Origin of the sequence: Lysobacter ciconiae (assembly GCF_015209725.1) — a bacterium.
Lineage (GTDB): Bacteria > Pseudomonadota > Gammaproteobacteria > Xanthomonadales > Xanthomonadaceae > Novilysobacter > Novilysobacter ciconiae.
In genome coordinates, this window is the sequence record NZ_CP063656.1 from 1,237,170 (window position 1) to 1,253,172 (window position 16,003).

The following is a 16,003-nucleotide window of genomic DNA, read 5'->3' on the forward strand; positions in this document are numbered from 1 at the left end:
GCAGGCATGGTTCGCACACAGGTGGAGCCGGGTTGGAGTCTGGACGCGTGGCGGGGACAGGCGCGGGCCGCACTCGCTGCGGGCGTACCGCCCGAAGACCTGCAATGGGATGGAGGCGCGCAGCAGGGGCTGGCGTTGGGTGCGTCGCTGCCGGATGCGCCGGAAGCCGACACTGGTCTGGTCGTGCCCGGCCGGTTCATCGAGCTGGCCGCCGCGGTGCTGTGCCACCGCGACGCTAACCGCCATGGCCTGCTGTACCGGTTGCTGTGGCGCATCGTGAACGGCGAACGCCGCCTGTTGGAGCGCGCCACCGACCCCGACGTCGTGGCGGCCTCGGCGCTGGCAGCCGCGGTCCGGCGCGACACCCACAAGATGAAGGCGTTTGTGCGCTTCCGGCAGATCCGCGAGGGCGAGGAGGCGTACGTGGCCTGGTTCGAGCCCGACCACTGGATCCTTGATCGGGTCGCGCCGTTCTTCGCCAAACGCTTTGCCGGCATGCGCTGGGCGATCCTCACTCCGTACCGCAGCGTGCGCTGGGACGGGGCGTCGCTGGACTTCGGGCCGGGCGGGGTGCGCGCCGACGCGCCCGCCGAGGATGCGCGCGAGGACCTGTGGCTCACCTATTACGCCAACATCTTCAACCCGGCCCGGCTCAACCCGACGATGATGCGGCAGGAGATGCCGCAGAAATACTGGAAGGGTCTGCCCGAGGCGGCGCTGTTGCCGTCACTGCTGCGCGAGGCCGGCAGCCGGGTGCGCGACATGGCCGAGCGCGAGGCGCAGCAGCCGCGACGCAAGATTCCCGCGCGGGCTGCGGCGCCGTCGCCCGCCTCGGGCGACGTGGGAGGGCTGGCGGAAGCGCGGGCACAGGCGCTGAACTGCCGTCGCTGCCCGCTGTGGGAACCGGCCACCCGGACGGTGTGGGGCGAGGGGCCGGAAGACGCGCGCGTGATGTTCATCGGCGAGCAGCCCGGCGACGCCGAGGACCTGGCCGGTCGACCGTTCGTCGGCCCGGCCGGCGCGCTGCTGGACCGGGCGTTCACCGACGCCGGGATCGACCGGGCGGCGGCGTATCTGACCAATGCGGTCAAGCATTTCCGCTTCGAACAGCGAGGCAAGGTGCGGCTGCACAAGCGCCCTGATGCCGGCCACGTACGTGCCTGCCACGTCTGGCTCCAGCAGGAACTGGCCACCGCCCGTCCCGACACCGTGGTGTGCCTCGGCGCGACCGCTGCGTCAGCGGTGTTCGGCAACGCGTTCAAACTGACGCAGGAGCGGGGCCGTTGGCACACCCTCGGCAACGGCGTGCGCGCGATGGCGACGGTGCATCCGGCGTGGGTGCTTCGCCAGCCGCCAGCGGCGCGGGAAGCGGCGTACCGCGGGCTGGTGGCGGACCTGCTTGCCGTCTCGTCGGAACGCTCTGAGTCCCTTCGCTGAAGTCGCGCTATCGTCTGCGCTGGTCGCACATCAGGTTGAGCAAGTGAAAAACACCGTCGTCGGGCTGATCACCCCGCATTTTCTGAGGCTCATCGATCTCGCCAATCAGGCCGAGACGGGCGTCAATGTCGACTGGCATGTGCGCAATCAAGTGGCGAGCACGGTCGAAGACCTTGGCCATCAGTACAACGCGCGTGAGTTGCTCTCGGCCTTTGTCGACGGGCTGGAGGCGGCCGCCCGGGACGCGGGGCCGGGCCGGAAACTTTACGCGGGCGTGCTGCAGAAGGCTGCATCCATGACCTCGGTGGAAATCAAAAGGTTCGATTGAGTATCAGAGTTCCCTGAGCCTTTTTTCGCGCTCCAGCAGTTCCTGCATCGCCGGCTTCCAGAGCGTCCAGTTGTGCCTGCCGGGCAACATGACGACGTGATCGGCTGGCAGCAGCGGCGCCATCAGTTCAATGGGCTGGCGGAACGGCTCGTCGGCGCCGTAGGCGATCCAGGTCGACCCGGTGCGCTGGGGGCGCTGCGACCAGCCTTGCAGGGCACGCCACAACTCGCGCTGGAAGGTATCGGGCCCGATTGCCTGCGGCGGGCCCGCCTGCCACGCCGCGAGGCCGCCGGCCTCGCGGATCTGCTCGTGGATCGCGTCGTCGCCCAGGTAGGGGGACAGCAGCAGGAGGCCATTGATCCGGCCGGGGTACTGACTGTCGTACAGCAGCGCGCCCATTCCACCGAGCGATACACCGGCCAGCCACACCTGTGCGTACCCCTTGCGCCTGGCGGGTGCGATCACCTCGTCGTGCAGCCGCTCGATCGCTTGACCCTGCTGGTAGAACGGCATGGTCAGCCCGGTCAGCAGCACATCGGCGTCCGGCCAACTTTGCTGGATGACGGCGGCGATCCCAGTGTCATTGAGCCCCTGCAGGCTGTCACCACGTCCCGGCAGCATCACCACCAGCCGATGCGCCGGCTGCGGCGCAGCGACAAAGGTGGTAGGCACGGGCCTGGTGACATCGCCGCCAGCCACGCAGCCGACCAGCGTCAGCAGGCCGGCAAGCAGTGCAGGGAGCAGGGCGTAGCGTGATCTGGACATGGGGGCCTGCGTACGTAAGAGGTCTGGACTGCGTGATGGCGCGCGCTTACTCGTCGTCGCCGTCTTTTGCCGCGGGGTCCTCGGGCGTCCCCTGAGCGGGATCCTCGGCGCGGTAGATCGGGTACTCCGCATCGTGCAGATGCCGCAGCGCTTCCTGCATCTGCTCCGGCAGGCGATCGAGGTGGAGGATCACCTTGCCCTCGTGGACGTCGCGCACCGCATCAGCCGAGATGACGAAGTCGCCGCCGTTCTCGATGTTGACCAGAAGCTGGTCCGCGTCCTGCACTTCGCGTACGGCGCCGGCAGCCGTCTGGCCGTCGGCGAGGAACACCATGAAGCCCGGTTCGATGGGTTGTGGCATGGCCAATCACCTGTAGGGAAGAAATGGCAGAGTCGGCGGGCAAGGGTTAGGCACTGGTGAACGCGGATGGATATCGCTCGGGCAGGGGAGGGTTTGCGTCGGCCGCAGACGATGTGATTGACTGACGCGTTTGCGGGCGCCTGCCCGCCGCAGTGGAAAGTGGGGTTTTATGGCGATTGGTGTCTGGATCAGTTTGGGGCTGTATTTCGCGTTGATGCTGGGGATCGGCTTCTACGCATACCGCAACTCGACCTCGTCCTCCGAGGAGTACACCCTGGGCGGGCGCAGGCTCTCGCCGGCCGTTGCGGCGCTCTCCGCGGGCGCATCCGACATGAGCGGCTGGTTGCTGCTCGGCCTGCCGGGCGCGCTCTATATCAGCGGGCTGGTGTCGGCGTGGATCGGCATCGGCCTGACGCTTGGCGCGTTGGTGAACTGGATCGTGGTCGCGCCCCGGCTGCGTGAGCAGACCGAGCGTTACGACAACAGCCTGACGATCCCGCAGTTCCTCTCCAACCGATTCCCCAGCCGCGCCATGGCCTTGCGCGTGGTCTCGGCGCTGATCGTGGTGGTGTTCTTCTCCGTCTACACCGCCTCGGGCCTGGTGGCGGGCGGCAAGCTGGCCCAGAGTGCGTTCAGCGCCGTGATCCAGTTCGACCTGATGAGCGATTACGCCGTGGGTGTGACGCTGACCCTGGGCGTGGTGCTGGCCTACACCGTCATCGGCGGTTTTCTGGCGGTGAGCCTGACCGATTTCGTGCAGGGCGTGATCATGATGCTGGCGCTGATCATCATGCCCGTGGTGGTGCTGCTGGGGCCCGGCGGCGGCGGGCTGTCACAGGCGCGCGAGACCCTGTCGGTGCTGGGACCGGACTATCTGTCGTGGTTCTCCGGGCTGTCGGTCATCGGCTTCCTGTCGGCGATCGCGTGGGGGCTAGGCTACTTCGGCCAGCCGCACATCATCGTGCGCTTCATGGCGCTGCGCTCGGTCAAGGACGTGCCGCGGGCCCGCAATATCGGCATGTCGTGGATGGCGATCTCGGTGCTGGGTTCGATCAGCCTGGGCATCTTCGGGCGGGCGTATGCACTCCGTAACGGGCTTGTTGTGGATGACCCGGAGACGATATTCATCGTGCTGGCTGACCTGCTGTTCCACCCGCTGGTGACCGGCTTCCTGTTTGCGGCGCTGCTGGCTGCGGTGATGAGCACGATTTCCAGCCAGTTGCTGGTCGCGTCGTCCTCGTTGACCGAGGATTTTTACCGGCTGTTCCTGCGCAAGGACGCGGGCGACCGGGAGACGGTGCTGGTGGGTCGCATCAGCGTGATGCTGGTGGGCGTCGTTGCCGCATTCCTGGCGTGGGATCCCGACTCCAAGATCCTGGACCTGGTCAGCCACGCGTGGGCCGGGTTTGGTGCCGCGTTCGGCCCACTGATCGTGCTCTCGCTGACCTGGCGCAGGATGACTGGCACGGGCGCTGTCGCAGGTCTGGTGGTCGGTGCGGCCACGGTCATCGGCTGGATCCTGATGGGCTGGGACGTGAGCTTCCTGGGCGGAGCCGGCGTCTACGAAATCATCCCCGGCTTCGCCGCCGCCTGGGCCGCGATCTACTTCGTCAGCCTTGCCACGCAGGGGCAGGAGGAGTTCCGGGCGCTGCCCGGAGTTTGAAGGCCGTGCGGCGGCGCCAGTCCGTCATGCGCTCTTAAACAATCCCGTGAAATCCTGCGCTTACCACAGCGCAGGAGACGTGTCGTGAAGATCGTGACCAGCCTCAGCTTCCGCGGCCAGTGCCGCGAGGCATTCGAGTTCTACGCGAAAGTCCTGGGCGGCAAGATCACCGCCGCCATGCCCTACAGCGACGCGCCACCTGAGATGGGGGCGGACAATCCCAAGTATCGCGATTGGCTGATGCATTGCTGGCTCGACGTCGGCGACCAGTCGCTGATGGGCGCCGACATGGATACCGACTGGGCGCCCAACGTGGACAAGCCCAAGAACGGTTTCGACGTGACCCTGCACACCGACGACATCGACCAGGCGCGGCGCTGGTTTGATGGTTTGAAGGAAGGCGGCAAGGTGGTCATGGACTTCGACAAGACGTTCTGGTCACCGGGCTACGGCTCGCTGATCGACCGGTTCGGCGTGCCGTGGATGGTGAATACCCATACTGGCAACGGCCGGGAATGAGCCATGGACATCAACGAGCTTCATCGCGGTCGCCTCATCGATCACTTGCAGTTGGTGGTGCGTGATCTTGACGCGAGCCGGGACTTTTACAGCGCGGTCTTCGACATCCTGCAGGTGCCGATGGGTGGGGTGGAGGACGATTTTTTCTGGGCCGACGAGTTCTGCGTCTCAACGGCGGAAAGCGCGGCCGCGCAGGGCGAGCTGACCGGCCGCGCGCACGTGGCCTTCCAGGCCGCCGATGAGGCGATGGTCGACGCGTTTCATGCGGCCGCGCTGGCGCACGGCGGCACCGACCACGGGGCCCCGGGCAAGCGTCCCTACCACCCCGGCTACTACGCGGCGTTCGTCCTAGACCCCGACGGCAACAATATCGAGGCGGTCTACCACGGGCCCGCGCAGCGCAGCGCGGAGTCGGTCAAGGTGAGTTTTTGAGGATTGCAGAGCGCGGTCACCGGCCCAGCGCCTCGTTGCAGCGCTTGCTCCAATAGGCGCGGAACCAGAACACGGTGGCCGTGACCGCCATTCCCACGATCAGCCCCGGATAATCCGCGAACAGGAAACGGACGTGGCGGTCATCGAATACAAAGGTCATCGGCAGCACCGTGAAGAACATTGCCGCCGCCTTCTCCCAGGTCGAATGGCGCAGCACTTTTCTTGTCCGCTGCAACGCCCGCAGTTCCAGTTCCGGTGTCATGGAAGGGATCCCCGCGACCACCCGGGCCAGCTCGGGGTGCGCGCGCAGGTGCTCTTCCACCAGTTGCTGGCTCTCGCTGCTGGCGTAACCGCCACGTACGAGCGGCAGCAGGTCAAGGATCACGTTGTCATGGACTGGCATGTCGTCTCTCCTGTTGGTCAAGAATTGCCTGAAGGTGGCGGCGTGCGCGGTGCAGGCGGACGCGCACGTGACCCGGCGCCAGCCCCAGCGCCCGCGCGATCTCGCTGGTGGACAATCCGTACTGCGCGCACAGGAGCAGCGCGTGGCGCTCGCCCTCGTTCAAGGTGGACAGCGCGGAGCTCGCCTGGGTGATCTGCTGGCGCAGCTCGGCCTGCTGCTCGGGACCTGGATCTGGCGAGGGGGTAGCGTCTACAAGCTCGTCCTGGGCGGCCAGCTCCACCCTCGGGCGCCGATATCGCGAGGCAGCGAGGTTGCGCACGATCGCGTACAGGTAGCTGCGGACGGTCGATTGCACGATTTGTCCTCCACCCGCCAGCGCCCTGGCAAATGCCTCCGAGCACAGGTCCTCGGCGTCACTGCGGTTTCCGGTCAGGACCCAAGCGAGACGGAACACCGCCTCGGCGTGCTGGCGGTAGATGTCCGAGAAGTTGAGTTGCGCGTCCATATCCAACGGTACGCGTGCAAGGGCGAAACGTTACAGACTCGGCCAAAGTATCGGGCGTCTTCACGCAGCGAGCCTATGCTGTGCGGATGAAAAAGCTCGCCGAAATGTTCTGGAATATCCGCGGTGTGTACCGGGTCGCCGGTGTGCTGGACATCGGCACGCACATGTCGCTGGTGAAGCGTGGCAACGGTCGCTTCGTGCTGGTGGACGGCTGTGATCCGGACGCTGAGCAACGCGACGCCATGCTGGCGCTCACCGGCGGCGGCGAGCTCGTCGATGCTGTCGTGCACGTGCACCCGTTCCACACGCTGCACGTGGAGGCGACGCAGCGCTTGTTTCCTGACGCGACACTGTTCGGCACCGCTAGACATCGCGAGAAAGCGCCGACGATGCCGTGGTCGGGCGCGCCGGTGGAGGAGTGGGGCGATGATCACCCGCTGGCGGACGTGTTCGATCTGTCGGTACCTGACGGTGTCCAATTCGTGACCAGGGATGAGCGCGTGCATGTGGCCTCGGTGCTGGTGCGCCATCGTCAGAGCCGCATCGTCCACGTCGATGACACGCTCAACGTGATGGCGGCGCCGGGGATTTTGCGGCCGCTGTTGCCGCAGTCATCGCTGCGCATGCACCCGATGCTGTCGCGGGCGCTCACCCCTGTCGCGGGCGCCGCGGACGCCTACGCTGCCTGGGCGCGAGGGCTTGCGGCCCGTTGGGCCGATACCCCCACCGTCTGCGCAGCGCATTCGGCCGTTCGAGACCTGCCTCCCGGCGGTTTCACCAGGGAAATGGAAGCGGCACTGGACAAGGTCGCAGGCACGCTCAAACGGCATCGCGAGCGCTACGGCTAGGTTTTAGTCACCCATCGCGAACGCTCCAGGCGCCAAAGTAGTGCCTCCGGACGTGGCGTACCGCCGCGTCGCCAGCATTGCAGGAGGCCCCATGAGTAACGCTTTGCGCAACAAGACCGTCGCCATCCTTGCCACCGATGGCTTTGAACAGGTCGAACTGACAGAACCGAAAAAGGCCGTCGAGCAGGCCGGTGCAACGACCCGCCTGCTGTCCATCAAGGATGGCGAAATCCAGGGCATGCACCACGACAAGCCGGGTGACCGGTTCAAGGTCGACGGCCTGGTGGCCGACGCCACTATCGACGAGTTCGACGCGCTGATCCTGCCCGGCGGGGTGGCCAATCCCGACACGCTGCGCCTGGATGAGGCCGCGGTGGCATTTGTGCGCGACTTCACCCGCAGCGGCAAGCCGATCGGCGTGATTTGCCACGGTGCGTGGACGATGGCCGAGGCCGATGTGGTGCGCGGCCGCCGCATGACGGCGTGGCCGAGCGTGCGTACCGACCTGCGCAATGCCGGCGCCGACGTGGTCGACGAGGAAGTGGTGACCGACAAGGGTCTGGTGTCGAGCCGCAATCCGGACGATCTTCCCGCGTTCTGCAAGAAGATCGTCGAGGAGTTTGCGGAAGGGCGGCACGAGGATCGCGTCTCTTAGGGCCTCCCCGAAGGCGGTCGCCGCCGGGTCGTGCCGCACCCGTGTTGCCGAGCTACGTCAGCAGCACATGCTTCACCGGCGCTCCGCCCACGGCGACCGCCTCGTAGGCATCGACGGCCTGCTCGAACGCCCAGGTCTGCACCGCCGGCGGCTGTAACGCGCCTTCTTCGAAACCGGCGCGCAGCAGGTCCATCAAAGCGGCGATATCGGGCCCGCTCAGGCCCATGCTGTCGACACCGATCAGGCGTTTGACGCCGTGGTAGAAGTCGACGAGGTTGAAACTGACCACCTGCGGATTGCTGGAGATGGCGATCTGGCGTCCACCCCGGCGCAGGGCGTGCAGGCAATGCTCGAAGAGCTCGCCACCGACGGCATCCAGGGCGAGATCCGCGCCCTTGCCGTCGGTCAGGGCTTTGACCTCGGCGGCCAGGTCCTGTCGGGTCGTGTCGATGATGGCGTCCGCGCCCGAGGGGTTGTCCATCGAGCGCGATGCACCGATCACCCGCGCCTGCTTCCAGTGTGCGATCTGGGTGGCCGCGCGGCCGACGGCGCCGGACACGCCGGTCACCAGCACGGTCTCCTCCGGCTGGATATCGCCGGCGGTGACCAGGGCAGACCACGCGGTCAGGTACGGCACGCCGATCGCGGCCGCCTGCTGCATGCTCAGCTGCGCTGGTTTGCGGCTGACCCACGCCGAAGGCATCAGCAGGTACTCGGCATGCGCCCCATCGCGTGCAACCCCGAAGCCGGGGCCGCTGCCCCAGACTTCCTCGCCCTGGCGACCGTCGCCGGCGACGATGGTGCCGGCGTAGTCGCGACCCGGGACGCGTGGCGTGCTGGCCTTGAAATGCCCGGAGACGTTCTTGACGTCGCTGGGATTGATGGCCGTGGCGGCCACCTTGACCAGGACTTCGCCCGGGCGGGGTTGGGGCACGTCGCGCTCGCGCAGCTGGAGCGCGGAAGGCGGGCCGTAGCGGTCAAACGACCAGACCTTCATCGTACTCATGGCATTTGCGGCAGTTCGTGCGGGCGCAGGTCGAACACAAGCACCTCGGCATCCTGGCCGCCGCCCAGGGTCAGCGTCTCGGGTTTGCGCATGCGCACGCCGTCGCCGGCTTCCAGCTTCTCGCCGTTGAGTGCCACGCTGCCGCGTGCGACATGCACGTAGGCGTGGCGGTCCTTGTCCAGCGTCAGGGTCGCGCTTTCGTCGCCGTCAAACAGGCCGGCGTAGATGCGGGTGTCCTGCTGGATGCGCAGCGAGCCGTCCTGGCCATCGGGGGAGATGATCAGGCGCAGGCGCCCGCGCTTGTCCGCCTCGCTGAAGTGCTGCTGTTGGTAGACGGGCTTACCACCGGAGTGGGCGGGCATGATCCAGATCTGCAGGAAGTGCACCGGCTCGTCATCGGAGCCATTGAACTCGCTGTGGGTGACGCCGGTGCCGGCGCTCATCAGCTGCACGTCACCAGGCAGGATCTTCGAGCCGGTGCCCATGCTGTCACTGTGCGCCAGCGCCCCTTCGAGGACGTAGGAGAAAATCTCCATGTCGCTGTGGGGGTGGGTGCCGAAACCCTGGCCCGGCGCCACGCGGTCCTCGTTGATGACGCGCAGGTCGGAGAAGCCGACCTGGTGCGGGTCGCGGTAGCCGGCAAAGGAAAAGGTATGGCGCGAGCTGAGCCAACCGTGTTCAGCGACGCCGCGGTCGGCGGCCTTGCGTACTTGCAACATGATGTTCTCCTCGGATCTGCGACCTCTGGTTCCGGTGTTTCTGAGCTACGTTCTCAGCTTCACCTACGTCGGCATTTACTGGAACAACCATCACCACCTGCTGCAGGCGGCGCGGCACGTAAGCGGCGCGTCCCTTTGGGCCAACCTGCATCTGCTGTTCTGGCTGTCCCTGTTCCCATTTGCCACCAGCTGGATGGGCGGCAATCACTATGCGGCGATGCCCATCGCGATCTATGGCGGCGTCCTTCTGCTCGCCGCGGTTGCCTACGCGATTTTCGTGCGGGTGCTGATTGCCGGGGAGGGCAAGGACTCGGTGATCGGCCAGGCGATTGGCAAGGACACCAAGGGCAAGCTTTCGATTGCCCTGTATCTCCTCGCGATCGGCCTGGCGTTTGTCATCCCTTGGGCTTCCCTCGCCCTCTACGCGCTGGTGGCCTTGATGTGGTTGGTTCCGGACCGTCGTATCGAGAGCCGTATCGCGTAGGTGCTGGCGGTCATCAGCGCACGTAGCCGCCGAACTCCGCCACCGGTGACCAGCCGATGTCGACGGGGCCCAAACGTGCAAAAAAGATAGGCTTGCGCACAACACTGTCATCCTGGGACCGACAATGAGCCAACTGCGAGACATGCGGATATTTTCCGAGACCGTCGATGCCGGGAGTTTTACCGCCGCGGCCGATCGTCTCGGGCTGTCCAAGCAGTTCGTCAGCAAGCGTATCGCGGCGCTGGAGACGCATCTGGGAGCACGGCTGCTGGTCCGCTCCACTCGCCAGTTGCGCGTCACCGATCTCGGGCTGGCCTATTACGAGCGCATCCAACACATCCTGCAGGAGGTGGATGCCGCCGAGCAGATGATCAGCAACCAGACCGCGACGCCGCGCGGCGTGCTGCGACTGAGCGCGCCGATGACGTTTGCCACGATGCACCTGGGCACGCTGATACCGGAGTTCATGCAGCGCCACCCCGAGGTGACGGTCGAACTTGCGCTCAACGATCGCACGGTGGACCTGATCGGGGAGGGCTATGACATGGCGGTGCGCATCGGCACGCTCGCCGATTCCAGCCTGATCGCCCGCCGGATCACCGACTCGCAGCTGGTCGCCTGCGCCAGCCCTGCCTATCTGGACCGAAAGGGCGTGCCGGAGGCGCCGGAGGAACTGAGCGCGCACGCCTGCCTGATCTACGGCCATACCCAACGCAGCGAGTGGACCTTCAGGGTCGGGGATCGCACGCGCAAGCTGGCGGTGAGCGGGCCGCTGCGCGCCAACAACGGCGAGATGCTGCGCGACGCGGCGATCGCCGGGCTCGGCGTGGTCGTCCTGCCGGACTTCATCCTCGCCGACGCGCTCGCCGACGGGCGGCTGGTGGAAGTGCTGGATCCTTTCCGTCCCGGCGGCTTCACGGTTTACGCGGTATACCCACAGCACCGCCAGACCTCATTGCTGGTGCGCGCGTTCAGCGATTTTCTGGTTGAACGGTTCAGTGAGGCCGGCACCCGTCGGTCGGCCCGATTGGAGGGAGTCATTGCATGACCGATCTCAGGAGCGACCGCTCGATCCCCAAGCACCGGGCTGAGGTATGGCCCCGGCTGCCCGCCCTGGCCGACTGGCAGAAGACCCTCGACACCGTCCACATGTGGTCGCAGATCGTCGGCAAGATCCGGCTGGAACTGGCGCCATGGTTCAACCATTCGTGGGGCAGCACGCTGTATGTCACGACGCGCGGCCTGACCACGTCGCCGATTCCGTACGAGGGGCGGACTTTCACCATCGACTTTGATTTCGCCAGCCACGCGCTGGCCGTGCACACTTCCGATGGCACCGAGCGCGCGTTCGCGCTGCGCGCCATGACGGTGGCGGCCTTCTACGAGCGGATTATGGAAACGCTGGGCGAACTGGGCATCCGCGTGGACATCAACCCGCGACCGGTGGAGGTCGAAGTCGCCATTCCGTTTGCCAGCAACACTACCAACGCCAGCTATGACGCCGATGCGATGCACCGCTTCTGGCAGGCGCTGGTCCAGGCCGACCGCGTGTTGAAGGACTTCCGCGCCGGCTATGCGGGCAAGGGCAGCCCGGTCCATCTGTTCTGGGGCTCCTTCGATCTGGCGGTGACGCGTTTTTCCGGCCGGACCGCCCCCAAACACCCCGGCGGCGCTCCCAACTGTCCGGACTGGGTGATGGAGGAGGCCTACTCGCACGAGCTCTACAGCGCCGGATTCTGGGCCGGACCGGGCCTGGGCGAGGCCGCTTTCTACGCCTATGCGTACCCGGCAGGAGAGGGGTTTGCGCAGGCTCGTGTGGAGCGCGAGGCGGCCTATTACCACCAGGATCTGGGCGAATTCGTCCTGCCGTACGAGGCCGTGCGCACCGCCGACTCGCCCGACGATGCGCTGATGGCCTTCCTGCAGAGCACCTACAACGCCGCTGCCGATGCCGGTCATTGGGATCGCGCCGCGCTGGATTACAAGTTCGAACCCCCCGGCCGTTGAGCCGGGCTTCGCCTTCTAGTCCCGCGTGACGCGTGATCAGGTGCCGCGAATTTCCCGCTCGCCCAGCCGTTCGCGGTCGTGCGGCGCGCTGAAGTCCAGTTCCGGGCCGATCGAGACGATACCGCGCGGATTGATGGTCGGGTGACTGCGGAAGTAATGGTGGCGGATGTGGTCCATGTGGACCGTGCCGGCGACGCCGGGCATCTGGTAGATGTCGCGCAGCAGGCCATTGAGGTTCGGGTAATCGACGATGCGCTTGCGGTCGCACTTGAAGTGGGTCACGTACACCGCATCAAAGCGCACCAGCGTCGTCCATAGCCGAAGATCGGCTTCGGTCAGGGTGTTGCCCACCAGGTAGCGGCTGTTGCCAAGCCGCTGCTCCAGATCCTCGAGGGTGGCGAAGAGCGCCGTTACCGCCTCGTCGTAGGCGGACTGGGTGGTGCAGAACCCTGCCCTGTAGACCCCGTTGTTGACGTGCTCGTAGACCGTGTCGTTGATGCGATCGATCTCCGCGCGCAGGTCGGCCGGGTAGTAGTCGCCGGGCTGCGCGCCGACCCCGTCGAACGCGCTGTTCAACATACGGATGATGTCGGCGGACTCATTGCTGACGATGGTCTCGCGCTGCCTGTCCCACAGCGTGGGCACCGTCACCCGGCCGCTGTAGTGCGGGTCCGCCTTGAGGTAGAGCTGGTAGGTCTTGTCGAAGCCGTACAGCGGGTCGCCGGTGGCGCCGTCGAAATCCGTGCGCAGTTCCCAGCCGTTCTCGAGCATCAGCGGATGGACCACCGACACCCCGATGTGCTGCTCCAGGCCCTTCCATGCCCGCATCAGCAGTGTCCGGTGCGCCCACGGGCAGGCGTAGGACACGTACAGGTGATAGCGGCCGCTCTCGGCCTTGAAGCCGTCCGTGCCGTCGGGGCCGGCCGAGCCGTCAGCGGTGATCCAGTTGCGGAACTGGCTTTTGGAGCGCTCGAAGCGCCCGCCGGTGTCCCCGGTGTCGTACCACTTGTCGTGCCACTGACCGTCGACCAGAAGTCCCATGCTTGCCTCGCGCTGTTTGCACAAAGAGGCTCAGGGTAGCGGTTGGTCCGTTAATCGGTCAGCTATCCGGGGTCACGACGGCGCAGGCGGCGGACCCGCTTGCGGTAGGCACGCACGTTGTCGCCATTGATGCGGGTCTGCTGGGTGCCCTTGATCTCGTTGATCTTGTGGTCGGAGCCGGTCACCGGCTTGGCCTCCACCGCCGTCTCGTGCTCGAACGCGTGCGACTTGTCGGTGTTGCGGTAGAAACGGTAGAGCGCCCAGTACAGTCCCGCAGCGCCTGCGGGGCCGAGGGAGAGCAGCCAGAGTCCGCTGTCGTCGCTCATGATGCGAATGCCAGGAAAGTGATGACGAAGCCTTCAATGAAGGTGCCCACGGTGAGCGCGGCCAGCAACAGTTTCCACTGCTGAACCGGCACGCTGCCCATCGTCTCGCCGGTGCGCCCGTTCACGGCGATGTAGTGGAGCATGCCGCCGTTCCTGCCGGGCTGCTGGTAGGAGTACAGCCATACCGGCAGGTACATCGACACCCATCGCGAGCCGTGCACCTGCACGTCCTCCTCGTCCCAGCGCACGCCGCGATCGTAGCGGCCCACGGATTTCTCGATCTGGGCCCGGGCGATCGACAGCAGCTGATCCTCCAGGCGCGGGTGCAGGTGGTCCACGTCGCGGTCGCGCTTCTCGGAGCTGAAGCCGGACAGGAAGGAGGCGTTCCATTTCACCGCGTTCTTGGTGTCGAACGGCAGGATCGTGTTGATGATGTTGTTGGTGTTGGCGGCCGTGTCCAGGTTGCCGCGCTCGGTGGACGACTCCAGCGGCAGGTCATCGACCGTGAAGTCGACATGCCGCTCGACCTGGTAGACGTCGGCATCGTAGTAGGTCGTCTTCTGCTTGCCGTTCTGGCGCGTGTAGCGGCGTGTCTCGATCTCGCCCTGGCCGGCGACATCCACGCTCGCCTTGCCGTCCACGATCATGTACGGCAGGTACACGCCGATGACGTTCTCCGGGGTGAACTCGTCCTTGAATTCCTTCAGCGCGAACATGCGGCGCTTGTCCACGAACTGGCGGATGCGGGCGACCGCGTCGTCCTTCTTGATGTGGAAGGGCAGGACCGCGTCCGGCACCGCACCGTTGGCCACCTGCTCGTTGACGCCGAAGACGTGCCGGCACCAGTGGCAGCGCGCGGTCATCGCGTTGTCGGTATTGATCGTGACCTCGGCACCGCAGCCGGTGCACTTGAAGCTCATCAGGCTGGCGGCATCGGCCGCGATGTTCTGCGCGCCCGACGCGATGATCGTGCCTTCCAGGTCATCCAGCCCGGTGCCGAGCCCGAACTCCTCCTCCACCCGCTGGCCGTGCCATTCGTTGCGGCAGTAAAGGCAGACGAGCAGGTCGCTGCCGGGCTTCTGGCGGATCTCGGTGGAGCCGCATTTCGGACAGCGGTTGAGGCCGTCCTTGAGCTCCTCGGCGGAGGTGTTGATGGCGATGGGGTCGGGCGCCAGCACCTCGTCGCGGATCGGGTCGGGCAGCGTCTCCGGATCGATCGGAAAACTGCCCGGCGCCGGCGGCACGTCCCGCGGCGAGCCGGGTCCGGTGGGCGCAGCCTCCGGCGCGGAGGAGTTATCAGGCCTGGACATGGGCGCTTCCGGGAACGCCGCTTACAGACCGAGCGCCTTGGTCTTGGCCGCGTCGTAGTCGGCCTGGGTGATCAGGCCCAGATCGAGCATTTCCTTGGCCTTGGTCAGCCTGGCGATGGGATCGTCGGCAGCGGCGGGTGCCGCCGGGGCGGCGGGCGTCACCGGCTGCTGCAGGCTGCCCATGCCGCCCATCATTCCCGACGCCATGCCCAGGCCCATGATCCCGGCTGCACCGCTGTTTTCGCCGGCCGACTGCATGCCGGCGGCGACGCTGGCCTGCAGGTTGGAGTTGCCGCGCGAACCGGCCAGCGCATCGGCACGCTGCACGGTCTTGAGCAATTCCCGCGTGTTCTCGTCGTACTCGATGGAGACAATGGCGGTCTTGACGATCGCCAGGCCGCGATCGGACTTCCACTGGTACGCGTTCTCGACCGCGACCGACAGGCTCTGGGCGAACCCGAGCGAATCCTGCTGCAGCTTGGTGATGCGATTGCCCTTGGCGGGATCGTTGGTGTACAGGCTGAACGCCGGCGCGAGCGAGCCGACCACTTCATTGAACAGCTGGCCGGCGGCGGCATTGTCCATGTCGGTGAAATCGAACACCTCGCCGGTCTGCAGGTATCGCGCCGGGACGAAATTCTTCACGAACAGGATCGGATCGACGATCTTCAGCGTGTAGGAACCGCGCGTCACCGCGCCGACCTGGGTGCCCAGGAAGCCGTCGTCCCAGTAGATTTCCGACTGGGTGCCGAAGCGGTTCTCGGGCAGTTCCTTCAGCGAGACGAAGAACGCAGCCTGCTGCGATCCGGGCTGGCCGCCAAACTTGAAGCGCTCCCAGCTCTGCTTGATCAGCGGGGAGACGATGCCGTTGCCGGCGAAGATCGACTGGGAGTCCAGATGGTCCGAGCGCCACTCGTAACCGCCCGGCTCGGCGGCGAATCCGGTGATCGCGCCGTCCTGGAAAAGCAGCAGCCCGTATCCTTCCGGGACGATGATCTTCGAGCCGTTGGTGATGATGTTTTCCGAGCCGCGGGTGTTGGAGCCGCGACCGGCGTTGGTGCCGCGCGGTACCGCGGCAAACAACGCCGCCGTCGCCGGCAGGCCGTCGGGAATCGTGTAGAAATCCTTCCACTGGTCCGCCAGCGCACTGCCCACCGCACCCACCACTGCCTGCACAAGACCCATGCCGATTCT

Annotated in this window: 20 protein-coding genes; 10 read left to right on the forward strand and 10 right to left on the reverse strand. The window is 66.3% G+C overall.

Annotated features, from left to right (window positions below; genetic code table 11):
- The first annotated feature begins 6 nt into the window (after positions 1–6).
- Both INQ41_RS05685 and INQ41_RS05690 read left to right on the forward strand, forming a co-directional pair.
- A complete protein-coding gene (locus INQ41_RS05685; protein WP_193986944.1) occupies positions 7–1,437 on the forward strand; it encodes a UdgX family uracil-DNA binding protein in 1,431 nt (476 codons plus the stop codon).
- Between the two features lie 43 nt (positions 1,438–1,480).
- A complete protein-coding gene (locus INQ41_RS05690; protein WP_193986945.1) occupies positions 1,481–1,765 on the forward strand; it encodes a hypothetical protein in 285 nt (94 codons plus the stop codon).
- Between the two features lie 3 nt (positions 1,766–1,768).
- On the opposite strand, the gene INQ41_RS05695 is transcribed toward INQ41_RS05690, so the two are convergent.
- Together INQ41_RS05695 and INQ41_RS05700 are read right to left on the reverse strand one after the other, a co-directional pair.
- Positions 1,769–2,530 (reverse strand): alpha/beta fold hydrolase, encoded by a 762-nt coding sequence (locus INQ41_RS05695; protein WP_228076721.1) that lies wholly within the window; start codon positions 2,528–2,530, stop codon positions 1,769–1,771.
- A 46-nt stretch (positions 2,531–2,576) separates the two neighbouring features.
- Positions 2,577–2,891 (reverse strand): hypothetical protein, encoded by a 315-nt coding sequence (locus INQ41_RS05700; RefSeq protein ID WP_228076722.1) that lies wholly within the window; start codon positions 2,889–2,891, stop codon positions 2,577–2,579.
- Between the two features lie 169 nt (positions 2,892–3,060).
- Between INQ41_RS05700 and putP the strand changes: the two genes are divergently transcribed.
- From putP to INQ41_RS05715, 3 genes are all read left to right on the forward strand, one after another.
- The gene (putP, locus tag INQ41_RS05705; RefSeq protein ID WP_193986946.1) at positions 3,061–4,554 is read left to right on the forward strand and encodes a sodium/proline symporter PutP; all 1,494 of its coding nucleotides are present in this window, start codon (positions 3,061–3,063) and stop codon (positions 4,552–4,554) included.
- Between the two features lie 84 nt (positions 4,555–4,638).
- Entirely contained in the window at positions 4,639–5,073 is a 435-nt protein-coding gene (locus INQ41_RS05710) for a VOC family protein (protein ID WP_193986947.1), read from the forward strand.
- A 3-nt stretch (positions 5,074–5,076) separates the two neighbouring features.
- Complete coding sequence (locus tag INQ41_RS05715) at positions 5,077–5,505, forward strand: VOC family protein (protein WP_193986948.1); 429 nt, start codon at positions 5,077–5,079, stop codon at positions 5,503–5,505.
- A 16-nt stretch (positions 5,506–5,521) separates the two neighbouring features.
- Here INQ41_RS05715 and INQ41_RS05720 read toward each other — a convergent pair whose 3' ends face one another.
- Together INQ41_RS05720 and INQ41_RS05725 are read right to left on the reverse strand one after the other, a co-directional pair.
- Positions 5,522–5,908, reverse strand: coding sequence for a hypothetical protein (locus INQ41_RS05720; protein ID WP_193986949.1), 387 nt, complete (start codon positions 5,906–5,908; stop codon positions 5,522–5,524).
- Entirely contained in the window at positions 5,895–6,413 is a 519-nt protein-coding gene (locus INQ41_RS05725; RefSeq protein WP_193986950.1) for an RNA polymerase sigma factor, read from the reverse strand. Before INQ41_RS05725 ends, INQ41_RS05720 begins: the two co-directional genes overlap by 14 nt.
- Positions 6,414–6,499: 86 nt before the next feature.
- On the opposite strand from INQ41_RS05725, the gene INQ41_RS05730 reads away from it, so the two are divergent.
- A complete protein-coding gene (locus INQ41_RS05730; protein WP_193986951.1) occupies positions 6,500–7,261 on the forward strand; it encodes an MBL fold metallo-hydrolase in 762 nt (253 codons plus the stop codon).
- 91 nt (positions 7,262–7,352) lie between these two features.
- Positions 7,353–7,916: a type 1 glutamine amidotransferase domain-containing protein gene (locus tag INQ41_RS05735; protein ID WP_193986952.1), complete on the forward strand. Its 564-nt coding sequence runs from the start codon at positions 7,353–7,355 to the stop codon at positions 7,914–7,916.
- A gap of 52 nt (positions 7,917–7,968) precedes the next feature.
- Here INQ41_RS05735 and INQ41_RS05740 read toward each other — a convergent pair whose 3' ends face one another.
- Together INQ41_RS05740 and INQ41_RS05745 are read right to left on the reverse strand one after the other, a co-directional pair.
- Positions 7,969–8,922, reverse strand: a complete 954-nt coding sequence (locus tag INQ41_RS05740; RefSeq protein WP_193986953.1) for a quinone oxidoreductase family protein — start codon at positions 8,920–8,922, stop codon at positions 7,969–7,971.
- A complete protein-coding gene (locus INQ41_RS05745) occupies positions 8,919–9,641 on the reverse strand; it encodes a pirin family protein (RefSeq protein WP_193986954.1) in 723 nt (240 codons plus the stop codon). The genes INQ41_RS05740 and INQ41_RS05745 overlap by 4 nt, the downstream gene beginning before the upstream one ends.
- Here INQ41_RS05745 and INQ41_RS05750 point away from each other — a divergent pair.
- The 3 genes from INQ41_RS05750 (at position 9,640) to INQ41_RS05760 (ending at position 12,132) form a co-directional block, all read left to right on the forward strand.
- Positions 9,640–10,125 carry a TMEM175 family protein gene (locus tag INQ41_RS05750; protein WP_193986955.1) on the forward strand — a complete coding sequence of 162 codons (486 nt, stop codon included), beginning with the start codon at positions 9,640–9,642 and terminating at the stop codon, positions 10,123–10,125. The two genes, INQ41_RS05745 and INQ41_RS05750, sit on opposite strands and share 2 nt — an antisense overlap.
- Positions 10,126–10,249: 124 nt before the next feature.
- A complete protein-coding gene (locus INQ41_RS05755) occupies positions 10,250–11,173 on the forward strand; it encodes a LysR family transcriptional regulator (protein ID WP_193986956.1) in 924 nt (307 codons plus the stop codon).
- Positions 11,170–12,132 carry a DUF5996 family protein gene (locus INQ41_RS05760; protein WP_193986957.1) on the forward strand — a complete coding sequence of 321 codons (963 nt, stop codon included), beginning with the start codon at positions 11,170–11,172 and terminating at the stop codon, positions 12,130–12,132. Before INQ41_RS05755 ends, INQ41_RS05760 begins: the two co-directional genes overlap by 4 nt.
- 36 nt (positions 12,133–12,168) lie before the next feature.
- On the opposite strand, the gene INQ41_RS05765 is transcribed toward INQ41_RS05760, so the two are convergent.
- From INQ41_RS05765 to INQ41_RS05780, 4 genes are all read right to left on the reverse strand, one after another.
- Positions 12,169–13,173 (reverse strand): glutathione S-transferase family protein, encoded by a 1,005-nt coding sequence (locus tag INQ41_RS05765; RefSeq protein ID WP_193986958.1) that lies wholly within the window; start codon positions 13,171–13,173, stop codon positions 12,169–12,171.
- A 62-nt stretch (positions 13,174–13,235) separates the two neighbouring features.
- Entirely contained in the window at positions 13,236–13,499 is a 264-nt protein-coding gene (locus INQ41_RS05770) for a hypothetical protein (RefSeq protein WP_193986959.1), read from the reverse strand.
- Positions 13,496–14,809, reverse strand: coding sequence for a TFIIB-type zinc ribbon-containing protein (locus INQ41_RS05775; RefSeq protein ID WP_193986960.1), 1,314 nt, complete (start codon positions 14,807–14,809; stop codon positions 13,496–13,498). Before INQ41_RS05775 ends, INQ41_RS05770 begins: the two co-directional genes overlap by 4 nt.
- Positions 14,810–14,830: 21 nt before the next feature.
- The gene (locus INQ41_RS05780; protein WP_193986961.1) at positions 14,831–15,994 is read right to left on the reverse strand and encodes an SPFH domain-containing protein; all 1,164 of its coding nucleotides are present in this window, start codon (positions 15,992–15,994) and stop codon (positions 14,831–14,833) included.
- Positions 15,995–16,003 lie beyond the last annotated feature (9 nt).